Origin of the sequence: Sediminitomix flava, assembly GCF_003149185.1 — a bacterium.
Taxonomy (GTDB): domain Bacteria; phylum Bacteroidota; class Bacteroidia; order Cytophagales; family Flammeovirgaceae; genus Sediminitomix; species Sediminitomix flava.
Genome location: NZ_QGDO01000005.1, coordinates 82,021 through 99,714 on the forward strand (window position 1 = coordinate 82,021; position 17,694 = coordinate 99,714).

The following is a 17,694-nucleotide window of genomic DNA, read 5'->3' on the forward strand; positions in this document are numbered from 1 at the left end:
CTTAGATTGAAATAAAAATAACATAAGAAGAAATAAATAATATTCTACTTATTTCCTGAGTGTTGACTATGAAAAAATATACGTACACAGAAAAAAAGGATACCCGTTCAGGTTTTGGTGATGGGTTGTTGGAAGTAGCAAAGAAGAATGACAAAGTAGTAGGTCTTTGTGCTGACCTTACTGGGTCATTGAAAATGGACGCTTTTGCTAAAGAATTTCCAGAAAGATTCTTCCAAACAGGTATTGCAGAAGCTAATATGATTGGTATCGCTGCAGGTATGACAATTGGTGATAAAATTCCTTACACAGGTACTTTCGCTAACTTCTCTACTAGCCGTGTGTATGATCAAATCAGACAGTCGATTGCATACTCTAAGAAAAATGTAAAGGTATGTGCTTCTCACTCAGGTTTAACACTAGGTGAAGACGGTGCTACTCACCAAGTATTGGAAGACTTGGGTATGATGAAAATGCTTCCTCACATGGCTGTAATCAATACTTGTGATTACAATCAAACAAAAGAAGCTACGATCAAAATCGCTGATTATGATGGACCTGTTTACTTGCGTTTCGGACGTCCGAAAGTACCAGTATTTATGCCAGAAGGATCTTTCGAAATTGGTAAAGCAATCCAATTGAACGAAGGTTCTGATGTAACTATCATTGCAACTGGTCACTTGGTATGGGAAGCTATCCAAGCAGGTGAAATGTTGGCAGAAAAAGGTATTGAAGCTGATATCATCAATATCCACACAATCAAGCCTCTTGACACTGAAGCAATCTTGAAATCTGTGAAGAAAACAGGTTGTGTAGTTACTGCTGAAGAGCACCAAATTTTCGGTGGTCTTGGAGAAAGCGTGGCGGGTGTACTTTCAAGAGAATATCCAGCTCCAATCGAGATGATCGGTGTGAAAGATGTGTTCGGTGAGAGTGGTACTCCTGATGAATTGATGGAAAAATACGGTTTGAAAGCTGTTAACATCGTTGAATCAGTAGAAAACGTAATGAAAAGAAAGAATGCTTAATTAGTATTTTTCATTTCTATACAAAAAGAGTCATCCTGAATATTTCGGGATGACTCTTTTTTCATATTTATACTTTCTTAGAACATTAGTAGATGGACAAAAGAAATGAGTGTAACTATCCTTAGAGTTAACGAAGTGATCTAAGGATTTGTCTGTGAAAGCAAAAGTCTTTAGATTCGAAAAATCTGCTAAAATGTCGAGTATGAAGACTCTAATTCCCATTTCTTAATTCGAAGATGCTGCACTCGCTCACTTCGTTAACTCTTCGAATAGAATATCCATTTTCTTATGTCCTGGTCATTAAGTTCTGTGATATTCTGGAATAGCTAAAGTATCTAAGACCATATTGATATTATAGTAAGATTTATTCAGACGGTTTGTGAGAATGATCAAACAACTTTCTGATTCTGGGTAATGAACAAATAGTGTAGAAAACCCTTTCCACCATCCTGTATGATAGACTACCGTTTTGCCATCAGTAGTTTCATACAATCTATAGCCAAACCCGTAATTGTATTTTCCTCTTTTCTTCGGACTTCCTTTTTCAAATGCATCTGCTAAAATATCCTTCTGAATAATTGTACCATCCAATAAGGCTTTATCCCACAAGAACATATCGTATGCTGTTGAGTAAACACTTTTGTCACCCATTACGGTATCTAAGAAATAATCTCTATAAGGACGTCTTCTTGCCGTATAACCCTGTACAACTTTTTCTAATTGTTCTTTTGGGGTTTGAACAGATCTCGCAAAAGTATTTTTCATGCCTAAAGGCTCGAAAATTTCTTTCTTTAAGAAAACATCAAAAGGTAAACCGCTTACTTCTTCTACAATGGATGCCAAAACGATATACCCCGTATTGCTGTACAAGAAGCGACCATCAGGTTGTCCGTATTTATTTGGAGGGTCAGCGATTAGCATTTCCATGATTTCTTCATTGGAAACCACACTATCATGATGGTATGATTTAGGATAATATTCCTCAGCCTTATAGATATAGTTCGGAAGACCAGACCTGTGCGTAAGCAACTGTCTGATAGTTATACCTTCATAGGGGAAGTTCGGAATGTATTGCTGAATGGTATCTTCGTAAGCTAATAATCCTTTTTGTTTGAGCAACATGACAGATGCAGCCGTGAACTGCTTAGATACAGATGCCAACTGAAAAACATGGTCTTTCTGCATCTTTTCTTTCTTACTTGTATTTGCCCACCCAAAGGCCTCCTCATAAATTACTTGTCCTTTCTGAGCAGCTAAAATGACCCCATTGAAAGCATTATGTTTGGCTCTTCTTTGGAATATAGAATCAATGACATGCTCTTTCAAATCGAAGTTAAATGTCTCGATCAAGGCATTGATACTATCTTCAACACTCACATTTTCTCCTGCTGTTTCATGATATGTAGAATCAGAAGAAGCTGTAAGTACAGCTTGCGTTGGTTCGTCAGTAAAATGGGAGTAGCTGGTTATAATTATGATCACGGATAATATTCCGAGAAGTAAATTTCTTCGCATCACTTTTTCAATCTCTACAGTTGGTCTAATCGAAACACAAATATACAAAGGGACTTTTGTACTGGAAGGTTCTCTCTATTAAAGTTTGTTTTCTTTAGGTATTAAAAAGTGAGATTCTGTTAATGTCTTCGTAGTTTTACCCCGAATACAAACGAAACCAATATGAGTAAGCATTTATTAATCGTCAGTACATCTACAGTATACGGAAAGGGTTATCTTGGTTATATGGAAGAAGAGATTAAGAACTTCTTCGGAGAGAATAAGAACATTGTTTTTATTCCTTATGCACGACCAGGTGGCATTTCACATGATGAATATACTGAGATTGCTCGTAAGAAATTTGAAGAATTGGGGCTTTCAGTAAAAGGTATTCATGAGTTTGAAAACCCGAAAAAAGCAATAGCTGAAGCCGATGGCTTTTTTACAGGAGGTGGAAATACCTATGTGCTATTGAAGCAATTGTATGAAAATGGTTTGATTGAGCCCTTAAGAAATGCAGTAGAAAACGGTAAGCCATATATGGGAACAAGTGCTGGTTCTAACATTACGGGATTGAGCATTTGTACAACCAATGATATGCCAATTGTTTACCCTCCTTCATTCAAAGCTTTACAGCTAGTTCCTTTCAATATCAATCCACATTATCTTGATCCGAACCCAGATTCAAAACATATGGGAGAGACAAGAGAAACTAGAATTAAAGAATTTCATTTCTTCAATGATCAGCCTGTGGTAGGTATCCGTGAGGGAAGTTGGTTGGAAGTAATGGGAGAAGATGTAACTTTGTGCGGTGAATTGTCTGCTCGTATTTTTGAGCAAGGAAAAGAACCTTATGAGGTTCCGACAGGAAGTAAAATCAAATTTTAAGAACAAAGGAAATTATGTTTGATGAAAATATGATTGCTGCTCAGATCAAAAATGTGATCATGACAGCAGAAAGTGAAGACACAATCTCAATGCAAATCGGACAAGCAATGATGTTTTTGCAAGGAAGCGGAATGAGTCCAGAGCAAATTGCAGAGATCATTGGCAAAGTTGAGGCTTATCTTCAAACATTGGATGTAGAAGGAAATGAGCAAGCGCAAAAGAATTTGGATGCTGTTTTAGCTAAAATTGCTGAAATCAAGAATGCTTAATTTCTCTCAGAAGAACAAAATCCTGTCTTTACTCAAGTGGTAGAGACAGGATTTTCTTTTTACTTCTTTTTTAGGCGGAATAACTTTTTTCTGTTTCTGTATATATACTCGTATGTACCCGTAATATTTAAAATCAGAAATAGGAGAGCTGTAATTGGGATAAATAAAATGCCCCATTTTCCAAGAATTGGACTAAAAAGTCTTCCGTTGTGAAGCTCAAACATATAATTCCATAATGACATACGGTAATCTTCATACATTTCTTTCGGCATCTGATAAGGCTGTTTTCCATACATATCTAAGTTCATTAAGCCTTGTCCGTGTGCACTCACAAATTCTTCTCCGTCAGGTCTCTGAAAATATCCTGTAACCATATATTGTGCAGGTCGTCCCATGCTTTGGTAAAGAGGAACTGCGGTATTCATCATCAAATCTTTTGATAATTTTTTTCCTTCTTTATAATCAAAAAGCCCATAAAATGAGCCTATCCAAAAATGCTCATTGGGTTTAGCCTCAAAAACTGTTGCTCCCATTACAAAGATATTTACATCCCAATTAATCGGCTTAAACTCTTCACTCAGATCAGCTTTTCCCTCAAATAAACCTTCTGTGGTATCTAAGATGATTCGATCCTTTACAGGATCATAACAAGTATTTCTGATAGAATGATACCAAGGGTTTTTGACTATATATGATGGAATATATTTATCGGGTACTTTTCCGTTTACTAAAGCGACGAGTAGAGGAGGGCGCATAAATAAGCCTGTGCCTCCAAAAATCATTAGAAAACCGAGTATCCATAGCCCAATTTTACTGTGATTTTTAATGGTAAAGGCAAGCCATTTATTGTTTGAACTGACTTTGCCATTTTGCTTATTTTTTCGATTTATTTTCTTTTTGAAAGTGATGTAAAGAGCTGTAGCAGAAAGAAAAATTAAAACAATAGCAGCGATGTCATAAACTAGTTTTCCGGGCAAGCCCCAAAGCCAACCACTGTGAAGTGCGAAGAAAAACATAATTAAATCCATGTACGGACGGCTGTTTCTTCTCAATTCAACTTCTTCAAATAGGAGAGGTGATTGAATACTGCTTTTATAAACTCCTGACTTAGAAAAAGCTAATAACTCATTTCCTCTATTTATAATTTTGACAAATTGATCGTTTGTATAATTCCCAAGGTCAGCCTGTTGCCAATGATTGTTTTCTAAATCCAGTAACCAAATTCCGCCATAAGTAGCAGCTACTATTTGTTTGTTTTCTTTCAGCAGACAGATATCATTTGTTTTCTGAAAATATCTTGAGTCTGTAAATCCATTTTCTTTTTCTGAAATAAAAGATTTTCCTCTATCTATAGATCTCCAAATCCCTTGTTTTCCAGCAAAGAATAGCGTGTCTTCTCCTATGAATTCTGCATCAACTACAGCTCCTCTGTTCCAATTATATGGATGATATTCATCTGGAACTAGATTTTTGGATACACTAAAATTCGCAAACCAATCGGGGTGGTTAAGAATAACACCCGAAATACTCATCCAAATCAGAAAGAGAGATAGCGCAAGTCCGATGTATTTATGCCATGATTTGGCTAGTTTATATGTCCGTTTAGGGATAGGCGAAAAGAAATTTCTCATTTACAAACAAAGAATTGGTTTGTGATCCATTTATGGTAAATGTATAATAAAAGATGTTTAAGTCTTTTATTTTAAGTGGTTGGTTAAGTTTTATTTGTATTTAAATATGGGTTAGTATGTCTTCTTCAAAGTGAGTTTTGTAGAGAAACTAAAATGTATACTTTATCTACCAAAATGTTTAAGTGGTAAGCACTCTGTTTGAGCGAACTTTGCAATAGCAAAAATCGAAAAAGAAGCACTTAAACATGAACACAATGAAAAATACTACAGAAATTAATGCTGGGAAAAACGAAGTAAGATTTAAAAGTCAAGGCGTAAGTCTCGCAGGCTTGATTTTCACTCCGTCCAATTTTGATGCGAGTAAAAAGTACCCAACGGTTGTTTTTTCGGGACCTTTCAATCAAGTCAAAGAGCAAATGGGCGCTTTGTACGGTCAGAAGTTTGCAGACAAAGGCTACATCTTTTTAAGCTTTGATCATTTAGGTTACGGAGATAGCGAAGGCGATGTTCGTAACTACGAAAATCCATTTACTAAAATTGAAAGTATCCGTGATTCTATCTCATACATCAGAACTTTGGCTTGTGTGGACAGAGAAAAACTTTACGGATATGGTGCTTGTGCAAGTGGGGGGTATATGCCTATCGTAGCAACAACCGATAAGCGTTTGAAAGCGATCGCAACTGTAAGTGGTATGATGAATAATCAAGCTTCGTATTTTGGAGTGATGACTAAAGAACAATTGAATGCTATGTTTAATATGGCAAATGAAGCACGTCAGAAAGCATATGAGTCAGGTGAAGTAGATTATTACGATGCGCTTAATATGAATGCGGTTGATCCAAATAAACTTCCAGAAGGTGCGTATGGAGAAGGTTATGATTACTACATGACAGAACGTGCTGGTACGCAAACTTACCCAAATTATACACATATGGCTCCAGCTTTTTTGATGGAGCAAGCACCTTTGGCTAATGCAACGGCTTATGCGCCAAATCTAAATACGCCATATCTTGGTATTTATGGTGAAAAAGCAATGGCTGATACAGCACCATTGACCACAATGTTTTATGATGCTTGTAGTGAACCAAAAGAACTTTTTGAAATACCAGATGCATCTCACGTTAGTCTTTATGACATCGATAAAGATGTGGATAGAGCTGTAGAGAAAATGGTTGAATTCTTCGGAAAGTATTAATTTTTGATTTAGGGTGAGGATATTCTAATTAATCCTCACTCTATTATAATTTATAATTGGGAACAATAAAATGGATACACAAGAAATAGCAAAATTGGTAAATTCTCGATGGACGCATCAAATCAGAGGTGGAGATCATCGTTTTATCGATATCTCGATTGTTGAAGCAGAAGGAAGGTTTTTTGTCCGTCAGTACAAATTTGGGAAAAGGAGTTGGCGAGAAGCTTTTTTAGAGAATTCTGATGGAGCTATGAAGATCGGAGATAAGATTTTTAATGTTGATGGGGTAGTACCAAAAGATTTAGATGAAGTGAATCCGAAAGTCAATAAAGCATATTTCAAGAAAATGAATATCGTGTATTGGTTAATGCGATTGACTTATGATAGATCAAAACATGGGGCTTCTACAACAGAGCTTGTTCCGAAGTTGTAGAATTGAAATAATTGGAGATACTGTTCCTGTCGGAAATTACATGAAAGCGTCAAAATGAAAAATCTCATTTTTAAAAATATAGCAGAATTACATGAATATATGGGAGAGGCAGAGCCCGAAAATCCTTTATTCAGTGTGAGTCATACCAAACTAAAGGAAGGTGAAACGAATGACTGTGAAACTGATGGTTTAAACGAAACAGTAAGTTTGACCAATCAGTTTTATAGCATCAGTCTGAAAAATATCATTTCTGGAGAGTTGGTCTATGGGCGTACCAAATATGATGGAAGTAAAGGAACTCTTTTATTTACAGCACCAAATCAGACAATGGTTTTCAAGAATATGGTCTTTAGTTCTGAAGCTTACCATATTGTTTTCCATAAAGATTACTTGAATGGTTATGAACTGTTTGAAAAAATCAAAAAATACAATTTCTTCAATTATAATGTAAATGAAGCGCTTCATCTTTCTCCAAAGGAAGAAAAGACTCTAAAAACTATTTTCAAGAATATTGAAGCAGAGTATCATAATAACCAAGATGAGTTTAGTAAAGAAATAATACTTTCTCATCTAGATACTTTATTGAAATATTCAGACCGTTTTTATAAGCGTCAGTTTTTAGATAGAAAAGAGATTAATCAAGATCTTTTTACAAGGTTTACGACCATTCTAGAAACGTATTTTGCCACCAATCAATTAGAAGAAAAAGGAATACCAAGTGTTGAATGGTTTGCTGATAAATTAGGAGTTAGTCATCGGTATATGAGTGATACGATCAAGGCTGAAACAGGTAAAACAGCAGTAGATCAGATCAACCTTTTCTTGATTGAAGAAGCTAAGAATTTACTTTTAGCTCCCGAGGCATCAATTTCATCTACTGCTTATAAATTAGGGTTTGAGTATCCTCAGTATTTCTCAAGACTTTTTAAGAAGAAAACAGGAATGAGTCCGAAAGCTTATATAGAGAGTACTAGTGCCAATTGAGTTTGTTAATATTTTTTCATCTAACCGAGCGTCTTGAAGCATTATTTTTTGAATCGGGTAGAGGGGTATTATTTTTCCTTTTTTGATGTTATCTGATAGATGAATTTTGTCAGATATAATCGATTGGTATGAAAGCAGTACAAATCACAAAGAACGGAGGGGTAGAAGTCCTAAATTTTACAGATGTAGAAAAGCCAATCCCTGCTCAAGGGCAAGTTTTGGTAAAAATACATGCTGCGCCTGTTAATTTTATTGATACCGTTTTACGTGAGGGGAATATGCCTCCGGGAATGGCTCCCGAACTACCTTTTATTCCTGGAGTAGAAGGTTCAGGTGTCGTGGAAGATCCAAATGATAGCATTCTTAAAAAAGGAGATAAGGTAGCATTTTTAGGAGTGATTGGTTCGTCTACTTATGCCGAATATGCTTTGGTAGATGCAGGTAAGCTTGTTGTTCTAAGTTCTGAGGCAGATTTAATGGCTGCAGCCGTATTGCCTGTCAATTATTTTACAGCCTACCATATGCTCAAAAATGTGGCACAAGTAAAAGCTGGGAAAACAGCCTTGATCTATGCTGCATCGGGAGGCGTTGGAACAGCACTGATTCAGATTGCAAAGTTACTAGATTTGAAAATCGTAGCATTGGAAAGAAGAGATACTAAGTTACAAAATGCACTTTCGTTAGGGGCAGATTACGCTTTCAATACTACCCAAGAAAATTGGAAAGAAGAGCTTAAAGTAGCCGTAGGTGAAAATAGCATTGATTATGTTTTTAACCCTGTGGCAGGGAATAGTGTTAAGAATGATTTGGAGTTGTTGGCTCCCTTAGGACATATCGTCATTTTCGGTTTTATAGGAGGAATGAGTGATTTTAACCTAATGGAAGAGTCTGTGAAATATTTTAGTAAAGCTCCGTCTATTTCATTCTCAGAAATATATGCGACCTATTTCAATGATTATGAAAAAGTAGACAAAGGATTGAAAGAACTTTATCAATGGCTTGATGAAGGAAAGATAAATCCGATTTATGAAACAATGCTTTTGAGTAATGTAAAAGAAGCCCATCAGAAACTTGAAAAAGGTCTCGTAAAAGGAAAATTACTTCTGACAAATGATTAAGAATTTTATAAATGACAAAAGCTACTTCATTAGTGTTTAGACTTGAAGTGGCTTTTCTTTATCTAAATTGAATTTTAGATTTACTGTGTCCAAACTTCATAATAAACTTCTTCTTGTTGGTCATAATCATCTTGGTAAAGTTTGGACTCCGATCGGATAATTCTATTACCCGAAGAATGAAGACGAGTGAGGACTTTCAGTTTGTCTCTGAAGAATCGGTAATTGTAATGGTGTTTTTCAGTTGCTGCCGTTTGGAAGATCAATAAATATTCATTCTGATGATAGTGCTTTACAATTTGCTCAATCCTTTCAGCCCAACGCAGTGCATCGGACAAATTCAATGAATTAAAAATATATGAGAAATTGAAAATCACAAGATGAGATTGGTTGAAGCAATCTCCTAGATACTTCCAATTTAAGTCTTTTATAAGTGCTTCATTCTGAATATACGATTGCTTGCTGATGATTTCAGAACTAAAGACTTTTGCTAGATTTCTCATTTCTTCAGCTCGTTCTACCCCAATGAAATTCGCAATGAAGTTTTTCTCCAAGTTTTTAAATTCTTGGAAGAAACTAAGTCCTGCAGTCATCGGACCTGCACCAAAATCGAAGAAGCAGATACGATTATGATGAGTTTTTGCAAAAGATTCAATAATGTGTCTTTCGGAATTGAACACATATCTTGATGCGTAATAACGCTTTTTCATTTTAAGAGATGCGTATAACAATACTTTATCTCTTGGACTAAAGCTTGTGTTGTCGGTATTCAAGCTTTGCGCACTATGCTTAAATTCATTTGAGAAATCAGTGATTCCGTATTCTATGATGATGTTTCTGAGGTAGTGATTATTTTCTCCAAGAATTAAGCTATTAGTTGTTCGAGGATCATTTTTAAGAACACTTGTAACTTCTGTTCTGTAGATATTTTCAAATGTCTCATCGGGAATGGCATTTAAAGTGTCAAGAACAGGGTTCGAAGAAATATAACCTTTACATGATTTTACCCATTCAATAAGACGGAAGAAAATCGGTTCTTTAGAAAGTAATTCTTCGTTTCCTAAGAAAATCATTTGCTGACGAGCACGAGTGATTGCAACATTCAATTTCCTGTCTACAAGCCCGTCATCGGTCAAAGACATCAAGTTTTCTACTTGGAAAATGGTGTTTACACAGAATGACATGATGATCACTTCACGCTGACTTCCTTGGTATCTTTCTACAGTGTCAATTGTGATTTGATCTACATATTCAATGTCTGCTTTTTCGAGTTCATGACGGATTAATGCAATCTGATTACGATAAGGAGTAATTATCCCAATCACCTTTGCAGGATTGAAAGGCTTGTTATTTTTCTTATAAAGTGCTTCTGTCGCCTTTACAATTTCTACACATCTTTTCGCTTCCTCAGAATGTACTTTGTCCGATTTTCGATCTTGATTTTCTCCCGAAGGAATAAACAATAGTCGATTTGAAGCTAAGATATTTTCAAACTCATTTTCACCTCCTGATTTTATATCAAAAGGAGCACTCTGCCAAGGTAGTGGAACCGTTGTTAGCCTATTGTCATAGAAAGATTGATTGGCAAAAACAGAAATATATTCGTGCATTCTACCTTGATGTGTCAGCATGTCAAATGCCCAATCCCATCCATTTAATTTACACTGATTGAAGATACGCTCGAAGTATGAATTTCTACAGTTCTGAAGACCAATGTCATGTAAAACCTTTTCTTCAGTAGCTGATTCTTTCGATTCTTGTTGTACAATGGCAGGAAGCTGTTTTTGGTCGCCAATCATCACAAATCGTTTGATTTTTGGCAAAAGACCAATGATCTGTGGTTCCAAGATTTGAGATGCCTCATCGATAAGTGCGATATCAAAATCTTTTAATTTGAAGATATCTTGCTTTCCCGTGATAGACGCAACCGTCCCGATAAAAATACGGTAAGGTTCAATCTTACTTTTCAGCTCTTTGCGTGTAGTCGCTTCAGAAGCAACTTTATCCAGCAAACTATCTCGCCATTGCGGAGAAGTAGAAAACTCTGAGCTGATTCGAATAAATTTACGTTTTCCATCTACGGTTTTAGAAATGGCTTCATCTACCGATTCACAGATTTCATCTACGGCACGATTGGTATACGCCATGAGTAGAATATTTCTTTCGGGGTCTTTGTGAAGGTTTGCAGTCAAGTTTTTCAGCATCCTAGAGGTTTTCCCAGTTCCTGGAGGGCCAACAATAAGGAAGTAATCTTCACATGCTAAAGCTTTTCCTAAGATTCTTCTTTCTTCTTCATTGAGGACATCATCAGACTCAAACTCTGCTAAAGGATTTTGGACAGGTGGAGCAATTCCTAAAAGTGTTTGTTTTCTTGAATTTGGCGTATTTTTCAAGAAAGAAAACAGACTTTTATACATAGAAGAAACTCCTTGATCCATAAAATCATGTTCAATTGCCCATTTGGTGTATTCTGTGAAAAATGCAGTATTTCGCTGTTTATATCTGAATCTGATCAGTATTTCATCTTTCGTAATTGATGAAATAGTACACTTGAAAATCTGATTATTAAGAGCCGTGTCATTATCATTATTCTTAGGGTACAGAATACCGATATCTCCCTCTCTGAAGTTGACAAAATCATTGAGTGGGTTTGTACGTTTAAATCTGATGAATGGATTTTCTGCATCAGCTTTATTTTCTATGATTTCAAGATCGAAAAAGATGCTGAAGTTCTCTGCTTTAGACTCGAAATCGTCTAGCCAAATAGATGCAAGCCCCTGTCTGAATTCGGTATCTCCAACTTTTGCAAGTAAATGTTCTCTAGCAATAAAGCCTGTGTAGGTGAGGAGGTAGGCTTTTTCTGTCGGATTTAAATCTCTTATTGTGTCTTCAAAAATCTGAACATCTTGTTGTGTGAAAGGAGGTAAACCAAGTAACTGTCGGTTATTTATTCCATTCAATAATTTCAAGATTTCAAGATTTGAAGTCGCTCTAGCCAGTTCAAACTCAAAATGCACAATCATATTTCGAGCATTAAGAATTTCTCTTTCTAATGTTTGAGCAATGGCTGCAAATCTGAGGTTAGATTCGGGAGCGGAAGAGTAGAAAATGGCAGGGTTAATCTGCTGACTATCTACACCAAACGCACTTTCCAGCATCATGCGGTATAAGTTGGCTTGAATCTGATGATTTGACCACATGCTTTCTCCCCACATTCCCATCTGAGGGCTAGAACCACTTTTCAATTCTATAATGTCGAAATGGTCTTTTTTTTCACTAAAATGCAGTAAATCTAGACGACCTTGTAAGCCGTATTTTTCAGAGAAGAACGAAGGCTCTATATAACAGTTTGTCGAATCGATGTTGTTTGATTTCAAGTCTTGTCTTACGACTCTTCTAATATTTCCGAAGTGGAGTTTAGCTTTCTCAATAAACTTTTTCAGTTCATCTTTACTCTGAAGGTCATCAATACAAGTGTATGCTAAAGGATAGTTTTGGAAGGTCTTTTTTAGTGTTTCTTCAAAAACAATTGGATCATCTACGTCTTCTTGAAGCAATTCATCTAGGAAAAAGTTGGCTACATTACCCAAATGCATGGCCGCAGAAGTGCTACTAATTGAGAACTTTTTTAATAAATGAAGTTTAGGAAGAAATTGCGTTTTCTGTCTACTTTCTGCAACTGCGGTTACATCAATTAGATAGTCTGGCTCAAGAATGAAGTGTTTTGGTATGAAAAAGCCATCATGATCGATATAGGTATCAATTAAATTGAGTTGAGCACCAACCCAAAGTTTTAGAATAGAAGGCTCATAGCCATAGTTAACATTTGGAATGCCATATTTGACTTTGATCGGTTCAATGGAAAGGCTGTCATCTGTATCGCATTGAAGTATTTTCAGTTCATGATCAAACCCGATGACTTCCATACGGATATAATCAATTCTGTCTTCAACTTCATAGGCTGTTTCAATGTAAGGAGATGAGGTAGGCTTCAGTTCCTCTATTTCTTCTGGAATACTCGCCTCATAAATTAAATGGATGGTCTGAGCTATTGTCCAAATTGCAAATAAGTATTCTTCATTTGAAGGCCTGTAATGCTCTTTACGTACTTTTTGCTCAGTAATTCTGAATTTATGAAGTCGCCAAATTAATTTTCGAGGAAGTCTATACTTGTTTCCGATAAATGAAATTCTGGCAAATAAGGTCGAGAAATGAAGAGTTTCTTCACTTGTAAGTTCTTTTGTGATAAGTTCTGTCAGACTCTTAAGCTTTATAAACTTCTGATCTTCACTTAGTCTATCATCTTTGTGAATGTCTTGAATCCCTTTAAAAAACTCTACTGCCTTAGGGTGCTCTGCCATACTTCTCTTCCTTTTTATAGATATTTGGAATACAAATATAACAAACAAGCTATTTGACAAATGAAAAAGCTACAAATTTGACTTTGCAGCTTCACAGTTATGGATTGAGTTATGACGAAAGGAGTATAGGTAAAATATTTTATTTGAGGTATTTACCCCCTTTTACGATGGTTGTAGGTTTGAATAGGTGTCGAATTTAGAAAAGCATCTAGGACCTTATTCACTTTTTCATGATTGATATTGGTCTCATTACTGCTAAAAGGATCATTGAGGAATTCATTGAACATCGCAGATTTCTCTTTTTGTGTTAGAGCCTCTGATCTTTTAGATTTTTTATCTTTTGAAGATTTAAGAGCAGTAATATGAGCAACCAGGTTATGATTTTCTTTCAACTCTAAGTAGATACTTTGCTTTTTAGCTTCAATATCTTCAATCTTAAGATTCTTCTGATTAAAGGTTGGGATTTGCTGATACTTAGATAATAGTTTATTCGCATGGCTAATAATATCCCAAATTTGCTTATGGTTTTTCTCAGAATTAATGAGACTCTCTTGAATATCTTCAGTAGGTAAACTATTAAAATTATTAGATGTCAAGTAAAGTATTCGATCTTCTTGTCTTCGAATAAGATCATCAATTTCATGAACACCTTCTTTGAGATAATCAAGTAGAATACTAAGCTCTTCAACTCTATGTAGGTAAACTTTCTGAGTATATTTCAACTGAAGTTCATCTTCAATTAATTGATTAAGCAATAAGCTATTGTCATTTAAAGCTGCTTCAAGACTATCTTGATGAATAGAACGGTATTGAATATCAATTTGCGAACTATTAGATTTTAAATAATTGATGACATCTTGAATGCGAACCGATGACATTGCAATTTCTTTGCTGATATGGTGTGAATCAGCTAAACTATTTTGGAGGGAATCAACTAAAGTTATCTTTTTGGATTCATTTCGATCAGTTCTCCACTTGTAGAATTTGTTTTGGATTTTAAAAAACATAGTAAAGGCTTTAGTGTAAAAATGGCGTTTAAAGTAATGATGCAATAATTATATCTGTCTACACTAACCTGCGTTCTATTATTATTTTGCAACTTTTTTAATTGATAATCAAGTATTTTTAACGTTTATTCTATTTTTCACAAGTTTATCCCTTTAAATCTTTAAAATGTATAACTCGAAATAATCAATGATGGATGGCATACACTTCTTGGAAATGCTATATTTGTAGGCTTTTGAATAGTAAAATCTTCAATTGTTCAGAGAGGGTATTCTTTTACTATTTAAAAATATGTTTGAATTATTGATGGGGAGTTTAGTATAAATAGCTAACTTCTCAGTTGAAAACTTAATAGAAGCAAATTAAATTTTTATATGGAGAAGCAATCAGGAAAGAAGAAGCTAGCACTACATTGGAAAATTATTATTGGGATGGTTTTAGGGGTAGTCGCAGGATTACTTCTGAGCTTGGCAGGAATGGGAGACTTTTCTGATGATTGGATCAAACCATTTGGAACCATATTTTTGAACTTGCTAAAACTAATAGCAGTACCATTGGTTTTCATTTCTTTAGTTAATGGTGTTACAAGTCTTACTGATGTATCTAAGTTATCCTTGATGGGATCAAGAACGATTGGGATTTATATTTTGACCACTGTAATTGCTATTTCTATAGGATTATTTTTGGTTAATGCTTTTCAGCCTGGAGAAGGTTTTTCAGAAGAGATGAAAACGGAATTGACTGAAAAATTTTCAAAAGATACTGAGCAAAGATCTGAAGCAGCTAGTAAAGTTAAAAATAAGGGTCCTCTTCAACCACTTGTTGATCTAGTGCCTAAGAACATTATCAGTTCAATGTCTAGCAATTCAAATATGCTTCAAATCATTACTTTTGCTCTACTTTTCGGTACTGCGATGGTGATGATAAAGCCTCAAGACGTTGTTCAACCACTTAAGAATGTTATAATAGCTTTAGATAAAATCATTATTAAGATGGTTAACATCATAATGCTTTTAGCTCCGATTGGAGTATTCGCATTATTGGCATCGTTAATTGTAGATTTTTCTGGAGGAGACGTAAATAAAGCCTTAGAGTTATTGTCGGTTTTAGCCAAGTACTCTTTGACTGTAGTCGTAGGTTTAGCTCTGATGATGTTTGGAGTTTATCCTTTAATCTTGAGATTTTTTGGTGGTGTGCCTATCAAAAAGTTCTTAAAAGGAATTTTTCCAGCTCAAATGATGGCATTTTCTACTAGTTCTAGTGCCGCAACATTGCCTGTCACAATGAAGCAAGTAGAGGAAGAGTTAGAAGTATCAGAAGAAACGGCAAGTTTTGTACTGCCTCTTGGAGCTACAATTAATATGGACGGTACTAGCCTTTATCAGGGTGTTGCAGCTGTATTTATTGCCCAAGTATATAGTATACCTCTAGATTTGGGTGATCAGTTGAGTATCATTCTGACAGCTACTTTGGCTTCTATCGGTTCTGCTGCCGTACCTGGCGCTGGATTGATTATGTTGATCATCGTATTGGAGCAAGTTGGTTTGCCTGTTTATGGTATCGCATTGATTTTAGCTCCTGATAGAATCTTAGATATGTTCAGAACTATGGTGAATGTAACAGGCGATGCAGCAGTATGTACATTGATTGAACGTATGCTTTTAAAGAGGAAAGCACAAGAAGAAGAATTAGCGGCCTAAGGTTTAATAGATTTATATGAAAAGAGCATGTTCTAGTTACAGAACATGCTCTTTTTTATGCTATCTAAAAATAAATAATGATTTTTTTTAATAAGCAGCTTTATAATCAACTCTTATATTTTTCTCTATTATTTCTCCTTCAGTGACTACTACTGGAGAAATATTTCCTTTCCCATCAAAACCATTTGCAAAAAAGCCTTTATCCTCTTTTATAAACACAGAATAAGTTCCAGCTTCTAGTTCAGCTTCATAAAACCCATTTTCATCTGTTTTTACCACTTTTACTGGTTTTGCTTCAATGGTATAAAATGTACCAATTATTTTATGATCACTTGTGTTCTGTGCTGGGAAAATATAAACCTCTCTTTCAATTCCCTTAGGTTCAGCTTTTTTAGTCTCTCCAATAGAAGGCATTTGATTGCCTTCAACCCAAATAACTTGTCCTTTAATACCTTGTTTTAATGTTGTTTGTGCCATACCTGTGTTTTGGTTTGACTTACATGAAGTGAAAAATAAAGTAGTGATTAATAAATAGAATACCTTCTTCATAATTTTAGTGGTTCATTTTCGAAGTCATAATAATGATTTACAAAATAGCTATAATTCTTTTAGATGTTAAACTTAATTGAAATCAATCTCTATTAATCAGGGTAATACCTCTTACCTTTAGTCATTTTGAAAATTCATCTAGTGACTCTGTTGTTAAAATAAGTTAATTAAATTATCAATCATGTTTACACTTATTTATTTCAACAGAACAAAGCTCTTTGAGTATCAACTTGAAGTATTGTAGAATAGAATTTGAAAGTATAAATATTTATTTCTTAAAAAGAATGAAATGGATCATAAGGAGCTTTCTGTCATTAAGGCTATGATTAACACTTTAAAAGTTAAGTGTGAGATTGTCCTTTGATTTCAAATTTTTTAGGTGGTTGATTTGTCTTGTAATAATTTATAACCCATTCACTTACAGTCAAGTCCTATGAAAAAGTTACTATTCTGCTCATTACTACTTCTTAGAGTCCTTATTTCTTTTGCTGAAGATGGATTGATATCTTATTCTTTCAAATCTTCTGTTGATCATAAATCAGCGACTTTAAAGCTTAGAAATGTTTCAGGAGAGAGAGTTACTTATTCAATTAAAGACATGAAAGGTACTCGATTCCTCCATAAAATGATTGTAGATGTTAAGTCTGCCAATGAAGTAGTGAATTTTAGTTACTTACCCCAAGGAGACTACCTATTTATTATGGAATTAAGCGATAGGAGAGTCATAAAAACATTTTCTATCAATGAAGAGCGTAAAGCTATCATGACTAGTCATAAGATGCTTTTAAAGCACGGAGATCCATTTTATTTAAGGTTAAAAGAAAAGAAGTTAGAGTTTGTAATGTCTAATAAATTTGAAGAAGAATATGGCTTAGAGATTTTAGATGAAAATGGATTGCTAGTGTATTCTACTTCATTTATTGAATCTGAAATAAAAAAACGATTCAATTTAGAAAAGTTGAAATCTGGGGTATATACTCTAAAACTGGAAGGGGATCATTTCAATTTTGAAGATACCTTAGAATTGTAAATAAAAAAGCCTCC

14 protein-coding genes are annotated in these 17,694 nt (G+C 34.9%); 9 read left to right on the forward strand and 5 right to left on the reverse strand.

Going from position 1 to position 17,694, the window contains the following annotated elements; translation table 11 throughout:
- Positions 1 to 68: 68 nt before the first annotated feature.
- Positions 69 to 1,025 carry a transketolase family protein gene (locus BC781_RS17840; protein WP_109620339.1) on the forward strand — a complete coding sequence of 319 codons (957 nt, stop codon included), beginning with the start codon at positions 69 to 71 and terminating at the stop codon, positions 1,023 to 1,025.
- 300 nt (positions 1,026 to 1,325) lie between these two features.
- On the opposite strand, the gene BC781_RS17845 is transcribed toward BC781_RS17840, so the two are convergent.
- Entirely contained in the window at positions 1,326 to 2,540 is a 1,215-nt protein-coding gene (locus BC781_RS17845; RefSeq protein ID WP_109620342.1) for a serine hydrolase domain-containing protein, read from the reverse strand.
- 162 nt (positions 2,541 to 2,702) lie between these two features.
- Here BC781_RS17845 and pepE point away from each other — a divergent pair, with 162 nt between their 5' ends.
- Both pepE and BC781_RS17855 read left to right on the forward strand, forming a co-directional pair.
- Positions 2,703 to 3,407: a dipeptidase PepE gene (gene pepE / locus BC781_RS17850; RefSeq protein WP_109620344.1), complete on the forward strand. Its 705-nt coding sequence runs from the start codon at positions 2,703 to 2,705 to the stop codon at positions 3,405 to 3,407.
- A 14-nt stretch (positions 3,408 to 3,421) separates the two neighbouring features.
- A complete protein-coding gene (locus BC781_RS17855) occupies positions 3,422 to 3,676 on the forward strand; it encodes a hypothetical protein (protein WP_109620346.1) in 255 nt (84 codons plus the stop codon).
- Between the two features lie 59 nt (positions 3,677 to 3,735).
- Here the strand turns inward: BC781_RS17855 and BC781_RS17860 are convergent, their stop codons facing one another.
- A complete protein-coding gene (locus tag BC781_RS17860) occupies positions 3,736 to 5,307 on the reverse strand; it encodes a PepSY-associated TM helix domain-containing protein (RefSeq protein WP_109620348.1) in 1,572 nt (523 codons plus the stop codon).
- A gap of 254 nt (positions 5,308 to 5,561) precedes the next feature.
- Here BC781_RS17860 and BC781_RS17865 point away from each other — a divergent pair, with 254 nt between their 5' ends.
- The 4 genes from BC781_RS17865 (at position 5,562) to BC781_RS17880 (ending at position 9,038) form a co-directional block, all read left to right on the forward strand.
- Positions 5,562 to 6,503: an alpha/beta hydrolase gene (locus tag BC781_RS17865; protein ID WP_158281517.1), complete on the forward strand. Its 942-nt coding sequence runs from the start codon at positions 5,562 to 5,564 to the stop codon at positions 6,501 to 6,503.
- Between the two features lie 70 nt (positions 6,504 to 6,573).
- Positions 6,574 to 6,936, forward strand: a complete 363-nt coding sequence (locus tag BC781_RS17870; RefSeq protein WP_109620352.1) for a hypothetical protein — start codon at positions 6,574 to 6,576, stop codon at positions 6,934 to 6,936.
- A 54-nt stretch (positions 6,937 to 6,990) separates the two neighbouring features.
- Positions 6,991 to 7,920, forward strand: coding sequence for a helix-turn-helix domain-containing protein (locus tag BC781_RS17875; RefSeq protein WP_109620354.1), 930 nt, complete (start codon positions 6,991 to 6,993; stop codon positions 7,918 to 7,920).
- Positions 7,921 to 8,048: 128 nt separating this feature from the next.
- Positions 8,049 to 9,038 (forward strand): quinone oxidoreductase family protein, encoded by a 990-nt coding sequence (locus tag BC781_RS17880; RefSeq protein ID WP_109620356.1) that lies wholly within the window; start codon positions 8,049 to 8,051, stop codon positions 9,036 to 9,038.
- A gap of 80 nt (positions 9,039 to 9,118) precedes the next feature.
- On the opposite strand, the gene BC781_RS17885 is transcribed toward BC781_RS17880, so the two are convergent.
- Complete coding sequence (locus BC781_RS17885; RefSeq protein ID WP_109620358.1) at positions 9,119 to 13,396, reverse strand: AAA domain-containing protein; 4,278 nt, start codon at positions 13,394 to 13,396, stop codon at positions 9,119 to 9,121.
- A 152-nt stretch (positions 13,397 to 13,548) separates the two neighbouring features.
- Positions 13,549 to 14,403, reverse strand: coding sequence for a hypothetical protein (locus tag BC781_RS17890; protein ID WP_109620361.1), 855 nt, complete (start codon positions 14,401 to 14,403; stop codon positions 13,549 to 13,551).
- 372 nt (positions 14,404 to 14,775) lie between these two features.
- Here BC781_RS17890 and BC781_RS17895 point away from each other — a divergent pair, with 372 nt between their 5' ends.
- Positions 14,776 to 16,101 (forward strand): dicarboxylate/amino acid:cation symporter, encoded by a 1,326-nt coding sequence (locus tag BC781_RS17895; protein WP_109620363.1) that lies wholly within the window; start codon positions 14,776 to 14,778, stop codon positions 16,099 to 16,101.
- 87 nt (positions 16,102 to 16,188) lie between these two features.
- Here the strand turns inward: BC781_RS17895 and BC781_RS17900 are convergent, their stop codons facing one another.
- A complete protein-coding gene (locus BC781_RS17900; RefSeq protein ID WP_109620365.1) occupies positions 16,189 to 16,650 on the reverse strand; it encodes a hypothetical protein in 462 nt (153 codons plus the stop codon).
- A gap of 433 nt (positions 16,651 to 17,083) precedes the next feature.
- On the opposite strand from BC781_RS17900, the gene BC781_RS17905 reads away from it, so the two are divergent.
- Positions 17,084 to 17,680: a T9SS type A sorting domain-containing protein gene (locus BC781_RS17905; protein WP_109620367.1), complete on the forward strand. Its 597-nt coding sequence runs from the start codon at positions 17,084 to 17,086 to the stop codon at positions 17,678 to 17,680.
- Positions 17,681 to 17,694 lie beyond the last annotated feature (14 nt).